Consider the following 18,379-nt stretch of genomic DNA (forward strand, 5'->3'; position numbering starts at 1 on the left):
GTTTCTGCCCGACCCCCAGACCGGAGAACGGCGTCCGCCGTGACCTCCGCCCATTCGAGAGGCCAGAATGCACGACAGGACGTTTTCCACCCCGGTCGCCCTAACCGTTGGCGCCGGCTACAAGCGTACGATCGCTTCGTTCTCCGAGATGCACGAATTCCTGACCGAGTTCCCGCCTTCGCGCCGCCGGCTGAGCTATGGCGCCGCGGTGAAGGCCTGCGAGGCGGCACGTGCCGGCGATATCTCGGCCGAAGCGGCACGCGACGCCCTGATCACCTTCGCCGTGACGGCAGGCATCCTCTGGCCGGCCGCCCAGCCGGCAGTCTCGGTCAAGCCGGTCGCCCGGGGCCTCGGCGGCTACGCCGCCTGACAAGACTCTTCGTCATGGCCGGCCGGATTCCGGTCACCAGTGCTGGCCCGGCGGATCCTAAATCAGCTGCCTTCTGATGCTCATCCGGGTGACCGCGGTCACAAGAATGGCGCCGATCATGAAATAGATGGTCGCGACGATGTCGCCCTGGTGGAAATAATAACCGGAGTTGAGAAGCGCCAGGACCACGGCGAAGAACGCCACGAGGCGCAAGGGTTCATTGGGCATGCGTGCCAATTCTCGCTGTTGCTGCTGAATGCTGCTGAAGCGGCCGCCCTCACGACCGTCCGCTCCATAAAATGTTTTGGCGCGTTTTGCAATCTCGGCAGATCGTCCTCTATCCACCGTCCGCGTCACCAGCCGCCCCAGGTTCAGGCGAAAGCCCTGCCCTCCTCGCTGCGCTGGAACATCGTCAGGTCCAGTCCGAGGCTTGGCTTGCCCAGGATGGTCAGGATCGCATGCGCCTGGCCGCGGTGGTGGGTCTGGTGGTTGAAGAAGTGGTCGAGCGCCGGCGCCAGCCGCTGCGAGACGGTGCGCATATCCGAGACGGTCATGTAGGAGAAGCGGCCCGACAGCGCCTTGTCGCTCAGGCCGTCGACCCAGTCGATGATCCGTTTGTCCTCGGCCTCGCGCGCCAGCCGCAAGCCTGGCAAGGCGCGGTGCAGGATCGTGTCGAGCCTTGCCGGCGCGTCGCCCTCGCCGGTGAAGCGTTTCATCCAGATACGGTCGGCTGCCAGGAGGTGGTTGAGCGTTCCCATCATCGAACCGAAGAAGACGCCGACATTGCGGTCGAACTCTTCCTCGTCGAGATCGGCGGCGGCATCGTAGATGCGGCCGTTGGCCCATTGATTGTAGGCCGCAAACATCCTGAAATGCTGTTTCATTTTCTCTCGACCTGCGAGACCCCCTGCGCGGGTCTGTTTCGGCCATAGTTAGACTGCAAGGACGCTGCCGCCAATGACCATTCTGCTCTACGACCTTGTCGGACGCGACGCCGCCCGCCCGTTCAGCCCACATTGCTGGAAGGCGGCGATGGCGCTGGCTCACAAAGGGCTGGACATCACCAGCGTGCCGACCCGTTTTCTTGAAGTGCCGAAGGTGGAAGGCGGCGTCTCGAAGCTCGTTCCGGTGATCCGCGACGGCGAGACGGTGGTCTTCGATTCCTTCGCTATCGCGCTCTATCTCGAGGAGGCCTATCCTGAGCGCCCGACATTGTTTTCCGGCGACGGCGGTAAGGCGACGGCGCGCTTCATCGAACGCTGGTCGCAGCTGACCATCCATCCCTACGTCACCACCGCTGCGATACTGGACCTGCACGCCATGCAGGACGAGGCGAACGCCGCCTATTTCCGGCAGAACCGCGAGCAGCGCTTCGGCAAGCGCCTGGAGGCGGTTTACGCCACCCGCGACGGCGGGCTCGCCGGCTTCCGCGCCTCGCTGGAGCCGCTGCGCTCGATGCTTGGCTATCAGCCCTTCATCGGCGGCCGGTCGCCGCTATTTGCCGACTACATCGTTTTCGGCGCGCTGCAATGGGCGCGCATCGCCACGCCCTACCGGCTGCTCGACGACAGCGATGTCGTGGCGCAATGGTTCGAACGATGCCTCGATCTGCATGGCGGCCTCGGCCGCACGGTCGCGCCGGCAGCGATCGCCCCGCTCGAGAGTTGAAATCGGCAGTTTTCATCGGAGGCGCCACATTTTGTTCTTGCTTTGTGCCGGCAGCTATGCTACTAATCTCGATATGGTGATGATTCGCACCGACGCCCCGCCCGGCTTGCCGAGGCGGGTTTTGTTTTGCCGATCGAGGTCCAACGGCGTTGCCGGCAGGGACGTCGTCCGGCTTTAGCTGAAAGTTGCCAGCCGGCGAAATGCGACAATGCGGGTAGACGAAGTGTCGCTCGAAGCGCCTCATCAGCGCCTGGATCGAAGCAAACAAGACGAACATCCGGCGAACCGGGCAATCACAACAAAGGCAGCGCGCCATGATCGCAAACCCAGATTTCCCGGCCGATTTTCGCGCTGCGCTCGCCAACCTCTTCCTGTGGCGGCGCGACGTCAGGCGATTCAAGCCGACGCCGCTCCCCGATGGAGCGCTAGAGCGGCTGCTCGAGCTTGCCAGCGCCGCACCGTCCGTCGGGCTGAGCCAGCCCTGGCGCTTCGTCGTCGCCGAGAGCGAAGCATGCCGCGCCGCCGTCAGGGCCTGCTTCGAGCGCTGCAACGAGGAGGCACTCCAAAGCTTTTGCGGTGAACGCGCCGCCCTGTATTCGCGCCTGAAGCTTGCCGGCCTGAATGAGGCGCCCTGCCAGCTTGCGGTTTTCGCCGACCGCGCAACCGAGCAAGGGCATGGGCTTGGCCGCCTGACCATGCCAGCCACCATAGACTATTCCGCTGTCATGGCGGTCCACACGATGTGGCTGGCGGCGCGAGCCGAAGGAATAGGCATGGGCTGGGTCTCGATCCTCGATCCGGCCGAGATGGCGACGATCATGGACGTGCCGGCGGAGTGGACGCTGATCGGCTATTTCTGCGTCGGCTATCCCTCGGAGGAACACAGTGTGCCGGAACTGGAACGGGAAGGCTGGGAGGTCCGGCGCGCTTCGATCGTGATAAGGCGGTAGTGCAACCGCGGCGCTGCCATCCTCTTTGCGCTCCTCCCTTGCAGGGCAGAATGGATATTCTGGATGATTTTCGCCGATCGTCAGCATCGCCAACAAGACACCATGGCAAAGCCAGTCGTGACGGCCTTAACCTGAGGAAGGGCATAGAATGTTTCGCTACGACATGCAGGCCGAGATCTGGGTCTATCCGGGCAAGGGCGGCTGGCATTTCGTGACGCTGCCGCCGGAGCTTGGAGCCCGGATCAAGACGGCGATGGTGGGGATGGCAAGGCCCTGGGGCTCGCTTGGCGTGGAAGCCGTCGTCGGCCAGACCAGATGGCGGACATCGCTGTTTCCCGACAAGAAATCCGGCAGCCTGCTCTTGCCGATCAAGACCGCGGTGCGGGTCCGCGAAGGCCTCGGAGCTGGCGACACGGCAAACCTGACGATCGAGATGCAGTTATGACGACGTTGGGTCAGGCTGACGACGACGCGCTATAGGGCGGCCAGTCGATCGGACCCAAAGTGAGTACCGGTTTCTGGAAAATCCGATGCTCAGCAAAAAGATGGAGCGGCGGCATGGTTCGACTTGAAAGTCCGCCGCCCCAGCGCAGAAATGCGCGCCGCGCCGGCCTCCCCTTGGCAAGGCGGCGGGCGGCTTGTATAGAGCCCGCCACCCTCAATTCCACTCTCCATCACAAGGACGATCCCATGGCGCTCGAACGCACCTTTTCCATGATCAAGCCGGACGCGACCCGTCGCAATCTCACCGGCGCTATCACCAAGATACTGGAAGATGCCGGCCTGCGCGTCGTCGCTTCGCGCCGGGTGTGGATGAGCCGCCGCGAGGCGGAAGGTTTCTATGCCGTCCACAAGGAGCGTCCGTTCTTCGGCGAGCTGGTCGAATCCATGTCGTCGGGCCCGACAGTCGTGCAGGTACTGGAAGGCGAGAACGCCATTGCCAAGAACCGCGAAGTGATGGGCGCCACCAATCCGGCAAGCGCCGCCGAAGGCACCATCCGCAAGCTGCACGCGCTGTCGATCGGCGAGAATTCCGTGCACGGTTCCGATGCGCCGGAAACCGCCGCGCAGGAGATCAAATACTGGTTCTCGGACACCGAGATCGTCGGCTGAGCCGGCATCCCGAACCCCATCAAGAAGGCCGGCACAACGCCGGCCTTTTTTGCTAAAGCGCGTCGCGTTCGACCGGCCTCCTGCGACGCGCGTCAGGTTTCTTGTCTTGATGCATGTCGTTATCGCAAAACCGCCGCACACTTTTGCGCGACATGCAGTGGCGGACATTTTCAGCTTCAGGCTCCTCGACGGGTCACGGGTGCGTTAAGCTCGGAGGGGCGGATCAAACGCGGTCCCGACAATGGAGCCGACCAGGCCATGACCAGCACCATTCCCGGTTTCTTCCAAGGCACCGAAATGCCAACCAGCGGCTGGTGGGAAGCGCTGTGGCCCGAGCCTGCCAGTGTCCTGGCGGCAGTCGGCATGAAGCCCGGCACGGACGTGGTCGATCTCTGCTGCGGCGACGGCTGGTTCACGCTGCCAATCGCCAGGGTCGCCCGTCATGTGATCGCTATCGACATTGATGCCGATCTGCTCGAAGTCGCCAGGCTGCGGCTGGCCGAAGGAGGCGCGAGCAATTGCGAGTTTTTGGCGGGCGACGCCTATGAACTTGCCAGGCTGGTGCCTCAAACCGTCGACTTCGTCTTTATCGCCAACGCTTTCCACGGCGTTCCGGATCGGCCGCGGCTTGCCCGCGCCGTGCGCGCGACGCTTGGCCCTGCCGGTCGTTTTGCCATCGTCAACTGGCACCAGTATCCGCGCGAGCAGACCACGGTCCTGGGCGAGCCGCGCGGGCCAAAGACCGAGCTGAGGCTGTCACCCGAACAGACCACCGCGTCGGTGGAAGCGAGCGGGTTCAAGCTCGCCGAGCTGGTTGATGTGCCGCCCTATCACTATGGCGCGGTATTCAAACTCGCGACGAATTGAGAAATATCGCAGGAGATGCGGCATCGCCGCCCGATACATGTCGCCCGCCGCCCCCTAGCGGCGGGTTCTGCCAGTCTATTTCGCCTCGCGTTCCTTCACGTTCGCATGTTCGTTCGCCGCTTCCGTGTCGGTGGACGGGGTCTTGGTCTCTTCACCTGAAAACGGGCTGCCCTGCCCCGGTGCGAGATCGCCGCTATGGCCGGCCTTGTTGGTCTGGAACGGTTGGCTGTCCGCTTTGAGACCGTGGTCAAGAGCATTGACGAGATGGTCGTCCGCCTTGGCAAGGCCGGTAAAGGCAAGGAGCGATGCACCGGTGGCGGCAAGGATAAGCGTGTGCGTTTTCATGTCTGGACTCCTTTTGAGTTAAGGCCAGAACGAGCCGCAGCCATTCTGGCGGCTTCAACGAAGGGACAACGTCCCTTTTGCCTTACCCGCCATTTTATGTGGAACTAACGCGCCCTCTGCCCGGCCTATTCCCGCTGAAACACAATGTGATCGGCATGCAGCTGCCGCAGAGAGTAATCGGCTTGGGTGATGCGCTAGCTCGCGGCGTTGAAGCGCAGAATGTCGCGGCCGCCGCTGTCAATGATGACAAGCTTGCCGGCGTCGACGTGGTAGGATGCCGCTTTGGCCAGCGCCTCGAACAGCGCCTTTTCCTCGGCCATGACCTGAGGCGCGCAGGCCTTGAAGGTCGAGCCGATGTCGCTGATGGCGATCATCGAGCCGTCTACCTTGGCAGTGGCGAAATAGACGTTGCAAGGGCCGCTGCCGCCGGCCTTGCCGGCTTCGCTGATGCGGAATGTCGCCCGCGGCTCGGCAATCACGCCGACACCGTCGATATATTCGACCAGCCAGCTTTGGCCGAACACCGAAGCTGCCGCCGGCGCATCGCTCGGCGCCGCCATTTTCAGCATGATGGTCTGTGGCGCGTCGCTGAGCGGGTCGACCTGGTGGCGCGCATCTGTGACGAACAGCAGCCGGTCGTCGACAGTGATGCGCGCCTGCAGCGCGTAGGTCATATCAGGCCGGATCACCTGCGGATCGAAGCTGATCTCGAACTTGATCGGCACCTGGCCGGCCGGCACCACCTTGCGCTCGCCGATGATTGCGGCCGGCGCGTCGGCCAGCGACACGTCGGCAAGCTGCACGGAAAGCACGGCATTGGGGGGCAGCGCGATGCGCTCGCGATACATCACCTCGCCCTTGAGGGTCTTTTCGGCAGCCGCGGAACGATCCGGAACGGCCAATATGCCGACGGCCAGCGGCACCAGCCCGAAGATGAAGAACTCGGCGATCCTGTCCAGCATGATCCTGCTCCCCTTCCGGCGAAGGGTCTCGCAGGATTGCGGTCAATGAATGGCCGGCAGGGTATGGGATGCGGGATTTCATTCGGACGGCGGCTGCTTCCAGCGGCTCGCCGCCTTGTCGTCGGCCTCCTTGGCGTCGACCCAGCCGCCCTCGGAACCGTCGCTATGGTGTTCCTTTTTCCAGAACGGCGCGCGTGATTTCAAATAGTCCATCAGGAAATTCGCGGCCTCGAACGCCGCCTGCCGGTGGGCGGAAGCGGCCACCACCAGCACGATGTTTTCGCCGGGCGCGATCTTGCCGTGGCGATGGATGACGGTGAGCCCCTGCAGCGGCCAGCGCTCGATTGCCTCGCCGGCAATGCGGGAAATCTCGGCTTCGGCCATGCCGGGATAATGTTCGAGCTCGAGCGCCGAGAGCCTGCCTTGCTCGTCGCGGCAAAGGCCGGAGAAGGTCACCACAGCGCCGATATCGTTGCGACCCCTGGTCAGCCTGGCGATCTCGGCGGCGACGTCGAAATCCTCCGCCTGGATGCGCACGACCGGCACCACCGCGGACATGGTTCAGCCACCGGTCATCGGCGGGAACAGCGCGATCTCGCGCGCGCCGGCGATCTTCTCGCGGTGCTCGACATGTTCCTGGTTGATGGCGACGCGGATCACGTCAGGATATTGCAGCGCGTTCTCGTACTCCTCGCCGCGCGATTTCAGCCAGCGCAACAGGTCGGCGACCGTTTCGATGCCGGCCGGCAGTTCGACCTCTTCCTCCGGTCTGCCGATCCGCTCGCGCACCCAGGCGAAATAGATGAGCTTCGTCGACATTTTATTCATCCATGATGTGCTTGAGGCCGGCGCGGAAATAGTCGTAGCCGGTGTAGAGCGTCACCAGGGCTGCGATCCACAGCAGCACCAGCCCGGTCTGGGTGGTCAGCGGGAAGATCTTGTCGCCGGCGGGACCTGCCAGCAGGAACGCGATGGCGATCATCTGGATGGTGGTCTTCCATTTGGCGAGCTGCGTCACCGGCACCGAGACCTTCAAGGCCGCCAGATATTCGCGCAGGCCCGAGACCAGGATCTCGCGGCACAGGATGATGATCGCCGCCCACAGCGACCAGCCGGCGATGCCGGCATGGCGATCGGTGTCGGCGGCGAGCAGCAGCAGGCAAGTGGCGACGAGCAGCTTGTCGGCGATCGGGTCGAGCATCTTGCCGATGTTGGAGGTCTGCTGCCAGGCGCGCGCCAGATAGCCGTCGAAGTAATCGGTGATCGAGGCGAGCAGGAAAATGATGAGCGCCGACCAGCGCGCGAAGTCGCTCGATTTCAGATGGCCTTCCAGGAAGAAGCACAGCACCACCAGCGGCACCGCCAAGATGCGGGCGTAAGTGAGCATGTTGGGCAAGTTGAACGCGCGCTGGGCCATGTTTTGGGAACTCTTTCTGCCTGCTTAGTCAAATCAGAAGCGAATGTGGGGGGTCAACAGGCCAGAATCGATTAGCCAGCCGAAATATCGGCAATAGGGGCTTAGCTCTCGTGAAAATGATTGTAGACCAATTTCGCCACCTGCTCGGAAATGCCGTCGACCTTGACCAGGTCCTCGACGGCGGCGCGGCTGACCGCCTTGGCCGTACCGAAATGCATCAGCAGCGCGCGCTTGCGGCCGGGGCCGATGCCGCTGATCTCGTCGAGCGGGCTCTTGACCATCTCCTTCTTGCGGCGGGCGCGGTGCGAACCGATGGCGAAACGATGGACCTCGTCGCGCAGCCGCTGGACGAAATAGAGCACCGGATCGCGTACGGGCAGCGAGAATGGGGCCTTGCCCTTGACGAAGAAGCGTTCGCGGCCTGCATCACGGTCCTGACCCTTGGCGATGCCGATGGCGACAATGCGGTCCTCGATGCCGAGATCGGCGAGGATCTTGCGCACCGCCGTCATCTGGCCCTGGCCGCCGTCGATGAGGATGACGTCGGGCCAGGCCGGGAAGCCGCCGGCGTCCTCGATATCGTCGCCCGGTCCGGTAGGGCCCGCCTCGTCCGCGCCCTCGGCATGCGGGGCATCGCCATGTTCCTTCAACAGCCGCGAAAAGCGCCGCTGCATCACCTCGCGCATCATGCCGAAATCGTCGCCCGGCGTGATCTCGGTCGAGCGGATGTTGAACTTTCGATACTGGTTCTTCACAAAACCTTCCGGCCCGGCGACGACCATGGCGCCGACTGCGTTGGTGCCCATGATGTGCGAGTTATCGTAGACCTCGATGCGCACCGGCGGCTTTTCCAGGCCGAAGGTCTCGGCAAAGCCGGTGAGCAGCCGCGCCTGGGTCGAGGTTTCGGCGAGCCGCCGGCCGAGCGCCTCGCGCGCGTTCTGCAGCGCGTTGTCGGTCAGGTCCTTCTTCTCGCCGCGCTGCGGCACGGAGATCGACACCTTGCGGCCGGCGCGGGTGGAGAGGGCCTCCGCCAGCAATTCCTGGTCCTCGACGCCATGCGACAACAGGATGGTGCGCGGCGTCGGCTTGTCGTCGTAGAACTGCGCCAGGAACGATCCCAGCACCTCGCCGGCTTCGAGCGCCGGATCGGCCTTGGGAAAATAGGCGCGGTTGCCCCAGTTCTGGCCGGTGCGGAAGAAGAACACCTGGATGCAGACCTGGCCGCCCTCCTGATGGATGGCGAAGACATCGGCCTCGTCGACGGTCTGCGGATTGATGCCTTGATGGCTCTGCACATGCGACAGCGCCGCCAGCCGATCGCGATAGATGGCGGCGCGTTCGAAATCGAGGTTCTCCGAAGCCTGCTGCATGGCGGCGGAGATCTCCGTCTTCACCTTCTGGCTGCGGCCGGAGAGAAAATCCTTAGCCTCGGCGACAAGCCTCGCATAGTCGCCGTGCGAGATTTCGCCGGTGCACGGGCCGGCGCAGCGCTTGATCTGGAACAAAAGGCAAGGCCGGGTGCGGTTCTCGTAGAAGGAGTCGGTGCAGCTCCTGAGCAGGAAGGCGCGCTGCAGCGAGTTGATGGTACGGCCAACGGCGCCGGCCGAGGCGAAGGGGCCGAAATAGTCGCCCTTGCGCGAGCGCGCGCCGCGGTGCTTGTAAATACCGGGCGAGACATGGTCGCCGGTCAACAGGATATAGGGGAACGACTTGTCGTCGCGCATCAGCACGTTGAAGCGTGGCCGCAAGCGCTTGATGAGGTTGGCTTCAAGCAGCAGCGCTTCGATCTCGGTGCGGGTGACGACGAACTCCATGGTCGATGTCTCGCGCACCATGCGGCCGATACGGCTGGTGTGGAACCGGCCTTGCGCGTAGCTGGTGACCCGCTTCTTCAGGCTGCGTGCCTTGCCGACATAGAGCACGTCGCCGGCGGCATTCATCATGCGGTAGACGCCGGGCGCATTGGGCAGCCGCTTTACCAGCGTCTGGATCACCTCGGCGCCGACCATGCCGTCGGCGTCGCCGGCATGCGGGGTCCAGTCGATGGCGGTGAAGGTAACGTCCGGACCGCTGGCTGCAGGCTCGACGACCTCCTCGGCCGCCTCGTCCTCGAGGTCGATTTCGGGCGGCAGGTCGTCGGCGCCACCGCGCGTTTTTTGTTTCTGGTCCATGGGGCTCATTCCGTCATGCCTGTCACATCGGGCGTCTGCCATGCAAGATGCTGGCCGCCGTCAAGCGCGATCATCTGGCCGGTGACCGAGCGTGCCGCCCAGAGATAACGGATAGTGGCACCGAATTCCGGCAATTCCGGGCCGCGTTTCAGGATCAGCCCGGCAATCTGGGCATCGAAATCGCTGTCGTGCTGGCGCGTGTTCTTCAAGGTCGGGCCAGGACCAATGGCGTTGACACGGATGCGGGGACCCAGCGCCTGCGCCATCATCTCGGTCGCCGCCCACAAGGTCGACTTCGACAGCGCATAGGAGAAATAACGCGGCGTCGGTCGCCAGACGCGCTGATCGATCATGTTGACGATCAGCCCCTCACTGTTCTGCGGCAAGGCCCGGGCGAAAGTCTGTGCCAACAGCGCCGGCGCCTTGACATGCATGGCGAAATGGCGATCCCAGGCCGGCCAGTCGAAATCCTCAACGCTGTCGTGCTCGAACAGCGAGGCGTTGTTGACCAGCAGCGACACCGGCCCGAGTGCCGCCGCAGCGCGGCCGACAAGGTTGCTGACCGCGTCCATGTCGGTCAGGTCGGCAGCAACCACTGCGGCCCGGCCATGTCGACCAAAATGACCACTGGTGATCTGGGCCGCCAGTTCCTCCGCCTCGGCCAGCGAGCGATTGCAATGAATGGCTACGGCAAAACCATGCGCGGCAAGATCTTCGACGATCGCCCTGCCGATCCGCTTCGCCCCGCCCGTCACCAGTGCCGTCGCGGCGACCTTGCTCATCTGTCAATCCTTAATCCGATGCCGATTCCGACCTGCCGGGATCGCGCCGGCAAATTATGGCCCGCCAAGTGTTAAATCCCATTTCCACCTGGGGCAGGATTGTGGCAAAGTGGCCGGTAGGCGTTTTGGCTCGACCGGAATTCGGGCCAGCCCGCCCGCAATATAGGGCGCTGGAGCCCTTACACCAAGCCGTGTGCAGTGCAGCACGGCGAACCTGCTGACATTCGCTGTTGCGAAGATGCAACGTCAAGGTTCTGCCTCATTCGTGCCAGGTAATGACCCAAGTTCAGGTTCGCTTCAGCCGCATTTCGACACGACATTTGGAACCGTTGAACGCCGGATCCGTTTCACCCCCCGGACGGGTTGAGGGCGCTCATGAAAAAACAAGCCTGTGTCCTGTGGCTTAAGGAGTAAAGAACAATGCAAGCCAATCTTAAATTTGCGCGACCGCTCGCGGTGGCGTTTGGGCTGTTCGCCCTCGGCGGAACCGCCTATGCCGCGGACGTGGTTCAGGAAGAGCCGCCGGCACCTGCCCCGATCGCAGAACTTCCGGTCGCATCCTGGGCCGGTCCCTATGCCGGTGTGAGCGTCGGCTACGGCTTCGCTGGCCATGCCAAAGCCAAAGACATTGGCGTCGACGTCGACACCAAGGGTTTTGTCGGCGGCGTCTTCGGCGGCTATAACTGGCAGCAGGAGAACTTCGTCTACGGTGCCGAAGCCGATATCGGCTACAACGGCGTCAAGGGCGACGATGCCGGCATCGAGGCCAAGGGTGGCTTCGAGGGCTCGCTGCGTGCCCGTCTCGGCTACGCTGTCACCCCGGACATCCTGCTCTACGGCACCGCCGGTGGCGCGCTGAAGAACCAGAAGATTGAAGCTGCCGGCGTAAGCGACACCAACACCCAGTTTGGCTGGACAGCCGGCGTGGGTACCGACATCAAGATCACCGACAATGTGTTCGGCCGTGTCGAGTATCGTTACACGGACTTCGGCAGGAAGGACTTCGACGGTATCGGCAAGGTCAAGTCGACCGACAATCGCGTCACCTTCGGCGTCGGTATGAAGTTCTAAGTCGTCCAAGCCACGACACGAAAAAGCCGGGCCTCGCGCCCGGCTTTTTTTGTTGGCATCGGTTGAGACCGCTTGTCCTCAAGCCGGGATGGCGGGCTTCAGCTCCGGGAATTTCTCGTCGAAGCGTGCCGCCCAGCGCGTCAGCCGGCCGCGGCCCTTTTCCCATTTTCCAGCGAAGCGCAGCGAGAGATAGCCGAGGCAGGCGCGCAGTGCGATCTGGCCGAGGGTGATTTTCTTCGGCAGCTTCGGCGGGTTCGCGTTGAGCAGATCGAGCGCGGCCGAAATCTTCGTCCACTGGCGCTCGAGCCAAGGCTGGTAGACCATCTCTTCCGGCCGTGTGCGCCGCTCATAGACCATCGACAGCGCGCAGTCGCAGATGCCGTCGGCCAATGCCTCCAGCACCTCCGCCTCAAGGCGCTTGTCGGGATTGCGCGGAAACAATGCGTTCTTCGACATCCGGTTGAGATGCTGGGTGATGGCGCGGCTGTCGTGGACCGAGCGGCCGTCATCGAGCACCAGCACCGGGATCTTGCCGAGCGGATTGGCGCCGATCAGTTCGGCCGGCCTTTCCTCGGTCTTTATCGGCACGAGATCGACCGCAATGCCGGCATGAAGTGCTGCCATGCGCACCTTGGAACTGTAGGGGGAAGTAGACGCGTAGAGCAGTCTGGGCATTGTCGATTCCTGTTTGCCGGCTACAGCTCCATACGTCCTGTTGGACGCGCAAAAGGACGCGGTAGCATTGTGACTTCGCGCATGACCCTCACCGAAAATCGATTCCGATTGGGGCTCGTGCGCGGGCACTGTTGACCGATCGTGCAGGGTTCATCAACGGCCAGAGGCGGAAAACCGCGCCGCCAGCATGCAGCCATTGTCTCGACATCGATCTCGATGCGATGAGCCGCAGTGCGACGGCAGACGCGACCAGGTCGGACAATCCAGATCCGAGCAACTACCAACTCGGCCTTGCACCGAAGGTTGGTTTTGGCAGCCACGAAAATCCCACCGGACTTCGCCGCATGGCGAAGTCCTGGGAGCTGCGAAAAGACGTCTTCCTCCCGCCTCTTTCTGGTCCTGCCCGACTGTCAACCAAGAAGCGAGGCGCCTGTCCGGCATCCCGCCCTGGCTGTCTTGAGTACTGTCCCCTGCGACAGCAGGACCGCGACTACTTCTTGGCCTTCGCCTTTGCGGGCGCTGCCTTCGGCTTGGCCGCGGGCGCTGCTTTCTTCACTGCTGCAGAAGATTTCGCAGCGGCGGCCTTTGCCGGTGCTGCCTTCTTCGCAGCTGGCTTCGCCACGGCCTTTGCAGCCGGCTTCTTGGCCGGTGCCGCCTTCTTGGCCGGTGCAGCCTTGGCCTTGGCCGGTGCTGCTTTTGCCTTGGCAGGTGCTGCTTTCTTCACGGCTGGTTTTGCCGCGGCCTTGGCGGCCGGCTTTTTGGCCGGCGCTGCTTTTGCCTTAGGCGCAGCGGCCTTCGCTTTGGCCGCGGGTGCTGCTTTCTTCACAGCAGTTGCGGCCTTTGCCGCGGCTGCTTTTGCCGGTGCTTTCTTTGCCGGTGACTTTGCCGGTGCCTTGGATGCCGGCGCTTTGGATGACTGCTTAGCCATATCATGCCCCTTCCGTTGTGCCGACGGCCGTTATTGACCCGGCGCGCATTGCATATCTGACTCGCGGCTTGCTAGCCAGCGAAGCATTAGAATGATTTTTGTAGCTTAAGTTTCGGTTACGGCGAGCGCGCGACCATTTTACCCGCGCAAAAATCGGCTGCGAATCTTTCTGTCCCGCAGCGAAGTTCTGCGACAGAAATTCTGGTCGCTCTATCTCGACCGGTCTTCTCGTCAAGCTCAGGACCTTTTCGACCAGCTTTGCGCTTCAACGTCCGACGCTCGGCGCGAACATTGTCAAGAGCGAAGGCGGCCGCCCGCCTCGTCTTGTCCGAAACGATAAACTACAGGTAAGTAGGAAGCAACGCGACGAGCACGCCGCTGCACTATCTTGCACGACGCGATGAAAGTAAGCAGATAGCTCGCATTTCTAAAAGACAGGATATCGTTCGATAGATCCGGTCGAGCCGACCCTCGCGATCGAATGCGCTCGGCCGTTCAGGCGCCGAGCGGCTCACGGCTCATCTGCAGCCGGCGCGAAGGCTCGGCCCTGTGGAGATGGACGGCGAAGGTATCCCATGGCGGCATGACCGAAATCTGCGCCAGGATGCGCCCCGCTTCACCGCGATGATAGCCGCCGTGCAGTACGACGTGGGTCAGCATTTCCTGTCGCGACATCAATGCCTTATCCCCGTCGGTGAACACGAATGCGACGGGCTCGGACAATTGCCGCGACGAAACGGTTTCGAGATAATCGAGATACCAGCGATCGGTCGCGGCGATCGCGGCGCGAAGTTCGTCGAACGCCGGCGTGTCCTCGGTGGTGTCGACGGAGTAGCCATGGCTTGCGTCAACCAGGTGCGCCGAGAATATCCGCGACACCGCATGGCTGTGATCGACGAGCCGTATCACGGCCTGCCGTTCCTTGCCGTGAACATGCGGGTCGAGACTCGCGAGCTTTTCCAGCAGTTCGTCATTGGCCCAGGCCTGATAGGCAAACAGGCTGCGAAGCAGAGCGAGCGCATTCATGGTCGGTGTCCTTTTCCGGAAATGCGAGTATGTTGTTTATATTTCAGGAGAATGGGCGAACGTGTCTACTCGCATTGCAAAACCGCATCCGCGCATGCGCAAACAGCCGCGCCAGGCGCGTTCCAGGGCAACCGTCGAGGCGATCATCGAGGCGGCGGCTCATGTTCTGAGCGGGCTGGGGTGGGCCGGCTTCACCACCAACAAGGTTGCCGAGACAGCAGGTGTAAGCATCGGCACGCTCTACCAGTATTTTCCCGACAAGCTTTCCCTGCTCGCTGCCGTCCGGCGCCGTCACTTCGATCATGTGCTGTCGGTCATTCGCGATTCGGCGGAAGACCAAAAGCCGCTCAGGAAATTCGCACAGGAGCTGGTGCGCGGCATGATCGCCGCGCACAGCATTCACCCGACACTACACCAGGTGCTGCTCGACGAGGCGCCGGGCGATCGCGGCTCCAGGGCCGCCCATGCTTCGTTCCAGGCGCAATACCTCAATCACTATGCGACTGCTGTCGCCACTTATCGCAAGCCAAGGAAAGGCGCCGACATGGAGGCCGTTGCGCGCGTGCTGTCGTCAGCGATCGAAGGTGTGATCCACAACGCGGCACGCCGGAACATGCTCGCCGCGCCGGAGCTGCAAAAGCAACTCGTCGAACTGATCTGCGCCTACCTATCGGGAGCAGGCCGCATCGGTCGATAGCGCATGGCACGGCGGAAGTCGGGATTTCTGTGTGTCGTTCAAACCCGGCTTATGAGGTGCGGCAAGGACGATGCCAACAATGCCGCACCTGATGCGGCCAAGAGTGTGAGGACGATCTTTCGAAAAGTCGCCTCGCTAACGCCGATGTAGAGTCTCGCGCCAAGGAGTGTCGGTATCAACATCGCCGGCGCGACGACGGCAAACATCGGCAGCATTTCGAGCTTGATCTTTCCGGCCGCAAGATAGGCGGCCATCGTCATGGAGAGGGTCACAAGGTTGAAATTCTGGATGACAATACGCTGGCTGTCCTTTTCCCATTGGCGCAGCACGCACCACAGCGTTGGAACCGGGCCGGTGAAGCCGCCAAGTCCACCCATGATGCCGCCGACCAGACCTATTGCACCGTCTGCAACAGGACCCCCGACCGTGATGGGAGGGAGGCGACGCGCAAAGAGCATCAAGGGACACCAAACGACCAGCAGCGCGCCGAAGACCAGCTTGAACAACTGCACATCCAGCAAGGGCAGGATGGCGACACCGACCGGAATCCCGATGGTCCCGCCGATCAGGAAGGGCAGCAGAAGCCTGAGATCAAAACCCCGGCGGACGGTGACGGCAGCGATGATCTGACCGGTGAGCGCCCCAAAGATCGCCATGGCAGCAGCGAGCTGGGGCTCCACGGTCCAAACCCAAATCGACATGGCAACCAGGCTGAAAGCGAACCCGGAAAGCCCTTGGACGAAGCCTGCAACGACCGCGCCGAGAGCAACAGTATAAACAAGCGAATCCATGTAGTGCTGTTTCCCCGCAAAGTGATCGATGTGGTCGGTTGGCGTTGACATGCATGGAAGTCTACGATTTTCGCAACCTCGTCCGACCTTGGACCCTCAACACCAGAGAGGTATGAATGTCCTCCTTGCCGAGCTTGACATTTGTCACATGGTTTTCGGCTGATCCCAGATCAGCCGCGGCTTTCTACGCGAATTTCGGAATTGTCTTCAGGCAAGAGCAGCATGGCTCCGGTCCGATACATTTCGCGTTCCAAGGTGAAGGGCTTGCGATCGAACTCTATCCGGCAGAAGCAACGACGCCGGAAGGAGCGGGAACGATGATCGGCTTCGAAGTCGCCAACGCAGATGAAGCTGCTTCTGCCGCCAAGGCCAACGGCTTTGGAATCATTGCGGACGTCAAGGCGACAGCTATGGGCAGACGTGTGATCGTCCGTGATCCTGATGGCCGTCAGGTGTTCCTTTTCTCGACCACCTAAGTGACGCAACAATCCGCCGGATCGGAAGGCGCTGGTCAGCGCAGGACGCGGCAGCGGCCGTTGTAGACCATCCAGCGGTCGAAGCCCGAGACGCAGAATTCGACATTGTCGCCGATCGAGGCAAAACCCTGGCCTTCCTCGATCAGGTACCAGATGGTGCGAGCGCCGCCGTCGGAGAGGCTGACGGTGGCGCCGCAATAACGGCGGCCGATCGGCCAGGTGTCGTCGGCCGGCAGATAGCGATGCTGGTGGATGCGCTGGAACTCGACGATCTGCACATCCGGCAGATGCGGCACGTGATGCACCTGATAGGAGAAGCGGTCGGTGATCTTGTTCAGCACCCAGGCCTCGCCGCAGACGCCGCTATCCTCGTCGGTATAGATTGCAAGGTCGGCCGCCTGGACTGCCTGGGTGACGCCAAGAGGTGCGGCCAGCGGCGTGCAAAAGGCGAGCAGTGCGGCAAGGGCGGATTGGGCGAAGCGAGTCATGGCAGCCTCTCAAGGTCGACTGCGCGCACTGTGCGGATTCGCTGACGTGCGGTCAAGCGGTTGTAGCGACCGTGGTTGTGGTGACGATGGTTGCGCTGACGGAACGGCAGGGCCGCGCCCTCAAACTACTCTCCCGCCAGCCAGTCCAGCGTCCAATGCGACGGCTGCTCAAGTGCAAGCAGCCGGTGCAGCGCCGGCAGCAGCGTCCGTAACTCGCCTTCCAGCGTGAAGGGCGGATTGACCACCACCATGCCGCAGCCGTCGAGGCTCGGCTCGACGGCGTCCGGCCTGATCTCAAAACCGATGTCGAGCAGCTTCGAAATGCCCGTCTGCTTCAGCGCCTTGCGGAAGGCGGCGACCGCCCTGCGGTCCTTGAGCGGATACCACAGCGCGTAAATGCCGCCGGGCCAGCGTCGGTGGGCCCTTTGCAGTCCGTCGACGAGGCGGTCGAACTCGCCCTCTTCCTCGAAGGGCGGATCGATGAGCACGAGGCCGCGCTTTTCCTTTGGCGGCAGATGCGCGCCGAGGGCCAGCCAGCCGTCGAGCTCGATCACCCGGGTCTGGAAGTCGCCGTCGAACAGCGCCTTCAGCCTGGCGGCATCCTTAGGGTGCAGTTCGACCGCCGACAGCCGGTCCTGCTTGCGCATCAGGTGCCGGGCGATCAACGGCGAACCCGGATATTTTTTCACGCCGCCGTCCGGATTGAGCGAACGTACGGCTTCAAGATACGGCGCCAGCAGTGCCACCGCCGGCGCATCGAGTGCGGCGTCGACCAGCCGGCCGATGCCGCCTTGCCATTCGCCGGTCTTTTGCGCTTCGGTCGAGGACAGATCGTAGCGGCCGATGCCGGCATGGGTGTCGATGACCCGAAACGCCTTGTCCTTCTGCTTCAGATATTCGATCAGCCGGCTGAGCACGACATGCTTGACGACGTCGGCGAAGTTCCCGGCGTGGTAGGCGTGGCGATAGTTCAATTGGAGCCCCTGCCCCAGCGTGGCGGTGGCGGCTGCGAGTTCGGATTTTCCGGCCGACGGCCGCCGAAACGGAATGCCAGCACCAGCCCGACCAGGCCGGCCGCCATCAGGGAAAAACCGACCGGGCGCGCCCGGCGGTCGACCTCGCCGGCACCCGAGCGCAGGACGAGATCGACGGCCCGCATCGGAATGCCTTCGGCGTCGCCCGGACCGACGGTGAAGATGTAGGAACCAGGGGTAACGGTCGGGATCAGGCCGGCCTCGTCGCGAAAGATCCTGTCCGGCAGTTGCGGGCTGACCTGGCGCGGATTGTCGGAGTGATTGAACTGCAGCGTCGAGGCGAGCACCGTCCTGCCGCCGGCGGCGGCAGTCAGGGTCAGCACAGTGCGCTGCTGCGAGACGATGCGCTCGGCTCTCGCCGTAAGGTCGACCAGCACGCGTAGCGGCCCGTCGCGTGCGCTCAGGGGCACGGTCACCGGCTTGAACCGGCCCTGGTCGTAAACCCGCCAGGTGCCGATCTCATGGCCGGAGAAATTGGTCATCGCCCAGGGGTAGACGACGCCGATGCCGGTACCGATGAGCAGTATCAGAGCGAACAGGGAGCGCAT

Annotated in this window: 25 protein-coding genes; 9 read left to right on the top strand and 16 right to left on the bottom strand. The window is 62.9% G+C overall.

Going from position 1 to position 18,379, the window contains the following annotated elements:
- Positions 1-67 precede the first annotated feature (67 nt).
- On the top strand, positions 68-370 hold the full coding sequence (locus NKJ23_RS14695; RefSeq protein ID WP_023677662.1) for a DUF982 domain-containing protein: 303 nt from the start codon (positions 68-70) through the stop codon (positions 368-370).
- Between the two features lie 57 nt (positions 371-427).
- Here the strand turns inward: NKJ23_RS14695 and NKJ23_RS14700 are convergent, their stop codons facing one another.
- Positions 428-727, bottom strand: coding sequence for a hypothetical protein (locus NKJ23_RS14700; protein ID WP_352594406.1), 300 nt, complete (start codon positions 725-727; stop codon positions 428-430).
- Positions 728-741: 14 nt separating this feature from the next.
- Positions 742-1,254 (bottom strand): DinB family protein, encoded by a 513-nt coding sequence (locus NKJ23_RS14705; RefSeq protein ID WP_254820279.1) that lies wholly within the window; start codon positions 1,252-1,254, stop codon positions 742-744.
- 73 nt (positions 1,255-1,327) lie between these two features.
- Between NKJ23_RS14705 and NKJ23_RS14710 the strand changes: the two genes are divergently transcribed.
- The 5 genes from NKJ23_RS14710 to NKJ23_RS14730 all read left to right on the top strand — a co-directional run bounded on the left by NKJ23_RS14710 (position 1,328) and on the right by NKJ23_RS14730 (position 4,968).
- Positions 1,328-2,038, top strand: coding sequence for a glutathione S-transferase family protein (locus tag NKJ23_RS14710; protein WP_352680748.1), 711 nt, complete (start codon positions 1,328-1,330; stop codon positions 2,036-2,038).
- A 314-nt stretch (positions 2,039-2,352) separates the two neighbouring features.
- Positions 2,353-2,988 (top strand): 5,6-dimethylbenzimidazole synthase, encoded by a 636-nt coding sequence (gene bluB / locus NKJ23_RS14715; RefSeq protein WP_352680749.1) that lies wholly within the window; start codon positions 2,353-2,355, stop codon positions 2,986-2,988.
- A 148-nt stretch (positions 2,989-3,136) separates the two neighbouring features.
- Complete coding sequence (locus NKJ23_RS14720; RefSeq protein ID WP_352680750.1) at positions 3,137-3,433, top strand: DUF1905 domain-containing protein; 297 nt, start codon at positions 3,137-3,139, stop codon at positions 3,431-3,433.
- Between the two features lie 245 nt (positions 3,434-3,678).
- A complete protein-coding gene (gene ndk / locus NKJ23_RS14725) occupies positions 3,679-4,101 on the top strand; it encodes a nucleoside-diphosphate kinase (RefSeq protein WP_023677669.1) in 423 nt (140 codons plus the stop codon).
- Between the two features lie 258 nt (positions 4,102-4,359).
- The gene (locus NKJ23_RS14730; RefSeq protein ID WP_352452956.1) at positions 4,360-4,968 is read left to right on the top strand and encodes a class I SAM-dependent methyltransferase; all 609 of its coding nucleotides are present in this window, start codon (positions 4,360-4,362) and stop codon (positions 4,966-4,968) included.
- 75 nt (positions 4,969-5,043) lie between these two features.
- On the opposite strand, the gene NKJ23_RS14735 is transcribed toward NKJ23_RS14730, so the two are convergent.
- The 7 genes from NKJ23_RS14735 to NKJ23_RS14765 form a co-directional block, all read right to left on the bottom strand.
- Positions 5,044-5,313, bottom strand: coding sequence for a hypothetical protein (locus tag NKJ23_RS14735; RefSeq protein WP_023677671.1), 270 nt, complete (start codon positions 5,311-5,313; stop codon positions 5,044-5,046).
- A gap of 194 nt (positions 5,314-5,507) precedes the next feature.
- On the bottom strand, positions 5,508-6,275 hold the full coding sequence (locus tag NKJ23_RS14740; RefSeq protein ID WP_352680751.1) for a YbaY family lipoprotein: 768 nt from the start codon (positions 6,273-6,275) through the stop codon (positions 5,508-5,510).
- 78 nt (positions 6,276-6,353) lie between these two features.
- Positions 6,354-6,833, bottom strand: coding sequence for a molybdenum cofactor biosynthesis protein MoaE (locus NKJ23_RS14745; RefSeq protein ID WP_352680752.1), 480 nt, complete (start codon positions 6,831-6,833; stop codon positions 6,354-6,356).
- 3 nt (positions 6,834-6,836) lie between these two features.
- Entirely contained in the window at positions 6,837-7,094 is a 258-nt protein-coding gene (moaD, locus tag NKJ23_RS14750) for a molybdopterin converting factor subunit 1 (protein WP_023677674.1), read from the bottom strand.
- 1 nt (position 7,095) lies between these two features.
- Positions 7,096-7,692 carry a CDP-diacylglycerol--glycerol-3-phosphate 3-phosphatidyltransferase gene (gene pgsA, locus NKJ23_RS14755; RefSeq protein WP_352481786.1) on the bottom strand — a complete coding sequence of 199 codons (597 nt, stop codon included), beginning with the start codon at positions 7,690-7,692 and terminating at the stop codon, positions 7,096-7,098.
- Between the two features lie 101 nt (positions 7,693-7,793).
- Positions 7,794-9,872: an excinuclease ABC subunit UvrC gene (uvrC, locus tag NKJ23_RS14760; RefSeq protein WP_352680753.1), complete on the bottom strand. Its 2,079-nt coding sequence runs from the start codon at positions 9,870-9,872 to the stop codon at positions 7,794-7,796.
- A complete protein-coding gene (locus tag NKJ23_RS14765; RefSeq protein ID WP_352569697.1) occupies positions 9,869-10,645 on the bottom strand; it encodes an SDR family oxidoreductase in 777 nt (258 codons plus the stop codon). Before NKJ23_RS14765 ends, uvrC begins: the two co-directional genes overlap by 4 nt.
- 420 nt (positions 10,646-11,065) lie before the next feature.
- Between NKJ23_RS14765 and NKJ23_RS14770 the strand changes: the two genes are divergently transcribed.
- Positions 11,066-11,716: an outer membrane protein gene (locus NKJ23_RS14770; RefSeq protein WP_292662341.1), complete on the top strand. Its 651-nt coding sequence runs from the start codon at positions 11,066-11,068 to the stop codon at positions 11,714-11,716.
- 78 nt (positions 11,717-11,794) lie between these two features.
- Here NKJ23_RS14770 and NKJ23_RS14775 read toward each other — a convergent pair whose 3' ends face one another.
- The 3 genes from NKJ23_RS14775 to NKJ23_RS14785 all read right to left on the bottom strand — a co-directional run bounded on the left by NKJ23_RS14775 (position 11,795) and on the right by NKJ23_RS14785 (position 14,345).
- Positions 11,795-12,391: a glutathione S-transferase family protein gene (locus NKJ23_RS14775; protein ID WP_352680754.1), complete on the bottom strand. Its 597-nt coding sequence runs from the start codon at positions 12,389-12,391 to the stop codon at positions 11,795-11,797.
- 490 nt (positions 12,392-12,881) lie between these two features.
- Complete coding sequence (locus NKJ23_RS14780; RefSeq protein ID WP_352680755.1) at positions 12,882-13,319, bottom strand: hypothetical protein; 438 nt, start codon at positions 13,317-13,319, stop codon at positions 12,882-12,884.
- A gap of 495 nt (positions 13,320-13,814) precedes the next feature.
- Positions 13,815-14,345, bottom strand: a complete 531-nt coding sequence (locus tag NKJ23_RS14785) for a DinB family protein (RefSeq protein WP_352680756.1) — start codon at positions 14,343-14,345, stop codon at positions 13,815-13,817.
- Between the two features lie 94 nt (positions 14,346-14,439).
- On the opposite strand from NKJ23_RS14785, the gene NKJ23_RS14790 reads away from it, so the two are divergent.
- Complete coding sequence (locus NKJ23_RS14790; protein WP_352680805.1) at positions 14,440-15,042, top strand: TetR/AcrR family transcriptional regulator; 603 nt, start codon at positions 14,440-14,442, stop codon at positions 15,040-15,042.
- A 38-nt stretch (positions 15,043-15,080) separates the two neighbouring features.
- Here NKJ23_RS14790 and NKJ23_RS14795 read toward each other — a convergent pair whose 3' ends face one another.
- The gene (locus NKJ23_RS14795; RefSeq protein WP_352457639.1) at positions 15,081-15,833 is read right to left on the bottom strand and encodes a sulfite exporter TauE/SafE family protein; all 753 of its coding nucleotides are present in this window, start codon (positions 15,831-15,833) and stop codon (positions 15,081-15,083) included.
- 116 nt (positions 15,834-15,949) lie between these two features.
- Here NKJ23_RS14795 and NKJ23_RS14800 point away from each other — a divergent pair, with 116 nt between their 5' ends.
- Positions 15,950-16,309 carry a VOC family protein gene (locus tag NKJ23_RS14800; RefSeq protein WP_352680757.1) on the top strand — a complete coding sequence of 120 codons (360 nt, stop codon included), beginning with the start codon at positions 15,950-15,952 and terminating at the stop codon, positions 16,307-16,309.
- A 35-nt stretch (positions 16,310-16,344) separates the two neighbouring features.
- Here NKJ23_RS14800 and NKJ23_RS14805 read toward each other — a convergent pair whose 3' ends face one another.
- The 3 genes from NKJ23_RS14805 to NKJ23_RS14815 form a co-directional block, all read right to left on the bottom strand.
- A complete protein-coding gene (locus tag NKJ23_RS14805; protein WP_352680758.1) occupies positions 16,345-16,797 on the bottom strand; it encodes a hypothetical protein in 453 nt (150 codons plus the stop codon).
- A 125-nt stretch (positions 16,798-16,922) separates the two neighbouring features.
- On the bottom strand, positions 16,923-17,771 hold the full coding sequence (locus NKJ23_RS14810; RefSeq protein WP_352680759.1) for a 23S rRNA (adenine(2030)-N(6))-methyltransferase RlmJ: 849 nt from the start codon (positions 17,769-17,771) through the stop codon (positions 16,923-16,925).
- Positions 17,768-18,379 carry a hypothetical protein gene (locus tag NKJ23_RS14815; protein ID WP_352680760.1) on the bottom strand — a complete coding sequence of 204 codons (612 nt, stop codon included), beginning with the start codon at positions 18,377-18,379 and terminating at the stop codon, positions 17,768-17,770. The genes NKJ23_RS14810 and NKJ23_RS14815 overlap by 4 nt, the downstream gene beginning before the upstream one ends.

Source organism: Mesorhizobium sp. M0184, assembly GCF_040322215.1.
Lineage (GTDB): Bacteria > Pseudomonadota > Alphaproteobacteria > Rhizobiales > Rhizobiaceae > Mesorhizobium.

What these genes read in the sequence shown, in the direction of transcription:
- pgsA (WP_352481786.1), bottom strand. Translation starts at nt 7,692, where the DNA reads ATGGCCCAGCGCGCGTTCAACTTGCCCAACATGCTCACTTACGCCCGC.
- ndk (WP_023677669.1), top strand. Translation starts at nt 3,679, where the DNA reads ATGGCGCTCGAACGCACCTTTTCCATGATCAAGCCGGACGCGACCCGT.
- bluB (WP_352680749.1), top strand. Translation starts at nt 2,353, where the DNA reads ATGATCGCAAACCCAGATTTCCCGGCCGATTTTCGCGCTGCGCTCGCC.
- NKJ23_RS14770 (WP_292662341.1), top strand. Translation starts at nt 11,066, where the DNA reads ATGCAAGCCAATCTTAAATTTGCGCGACCGCTCGCGGTGGCGTTTGGG.
- uvrC (WP_352680753.1), bottom strand. Translation starts at nt 9,872, where the DNA reads ATGAGCCCCATGGACCAGAAACAAAAAACGCGCGGTGGCGCCGACGAC.
- NKJ23_RS14765 (WP_352569697.1), bottom strand. Translation starts at nt 10,645, where the DNA reads ATGAGCAAGGTCGCCGCGACGGCACTGGTGACGGGCGGGGCGAAGCGG.
- NKJ23_RS14740 (WP_352680751.1), bottom strand. Translation starts at nt 6,275, where the DNA reads ATGCTGGACAGGATCGCCGAGTTCTTCATCTTCGGGCTGGTGCCGCTG.
- NKJ23_RS14710 (WP_352680748.1), top strand. Translation starts at nt 1,328, where the DNA reads ATGACCATTCTGCTCTACGACCTTGTCGGACGCGACGCCGCCCGCCCG.
- NKJ23_RS14695 (WP_023677662.1), top strand. Translation starts at nt 68, where the DNA reads ATGCACGACAGGACGTTTTCCACCCCGGTCGCCCTAACCGTTGGCGCC.
- NKJ23_RS14730 (WP_352452956.1), top strand. Translation starts at nt 4,360, where the DNA reads ATGACCAGCACCATTCCCGGTTTCTTCCAAGGCACCGAAATGCCAACC.
- NKJ23_RS14795 (WP_352457639.1), bottom strand. Translation starts at nt 15,833, where the DNA reads ATGGATTCGCTTGTTTATACTGTTGCTCTCGGCGCGGTCGTTGCAGGC.
- NKJ23_RS14705 (WP_254820279.1), bottom strand. Translation starts at nt 1,254, where the DNA reads ATGAAACAGCATTTCAGGATGTTTGCGGCCTACAATCAATGGGCCAAC.
- NKJ23_RS14800 (WP_352680757.1), top strand. Translation starts at nt 15,950, where the DNA reads ATGTCCTCCTTGCCGAGCTTGACATTTGTCACATGGTTTTCGGCTGAT.
- NKJ23_RS14775 (WP_352680754.1), bottom strand. Translation starts at nt 12,391, where the DNA reads ATGCCCAGACTGCTCTACGCGTCTACTTCCCCCTACAGTTCCAAGGTG.
- NKJ23_RS14735 (WP_023677671.1), bottom strand. Translation starts at nt 5,313, where the DNA reads ATGAAAACGCACACGCTTATCCTTGCCGCCACCGGTGCATCGCTCCTT.
- NKJ23_RS14780 (WP_352680755.1), bottom strand. Translation starts at nt 13,319, where the DNA reads ATGGCTAAGCAGTCATCCAAAGCGCCGGCATCCAAGGCACCGGCAAAG.
- NKJ23_RS14720 (WP_352680750.1), top strand. Translation starts at nt 3,137, where the DNA reads ATGTTTCGCTACGACATGCAGGCCGAGATCTGGGTCTATCCGGGCAAG.
- NKJ23_RS14805 (WP_352680758.1), bottom strand. Translation starts at nt 16,797, where the DNA reads ATGACTCGCTTCGCCCAATCCGCCCTTGCCGCACTGCTCGCCTTTTGC.
- NKJ23_RS14790 (WP_352680805.1), top strand. Translation starts at nt 14,440, where the DNA reads ATGCGCAAACAGCCGCGCCAGGCGCGTTCCAGGGCAACCGTCGAGGCG.
- NKJ23_RS14785 (WP_352680756.1), bottom strand. Translation starts at nt 14,345, where the DNA reads ATGAATGCGCTCGCTCTGCTTCGCAGCCTGTTTGCCTATCAGGCCTGG.
- NKJ23_RS14745 (WP_352680752.1), bottom strand. Translation starts at nt 6,833, where the DNA reads ATGTCCGCGGTGGTGCCGGTCGTGCGCATCCAGGCGGAGGATTTCGAC.
- moaD (WP_023677674.1), bottom strand. Translation starts at nt 7,094, where the DNA reads ATGTCGACGAAGCTCATCTATTTCGCCTGGGTGCGCGAGCGGATCGGC.
- NKJ23_RS14815 (WP_352680760.1), bottom strand. Translation starts at nt 18,379, where the DNA reads ATGCGCTCCCTGTTCGCTCTGATACTGCTCATCGGTACCGGCATCGGC.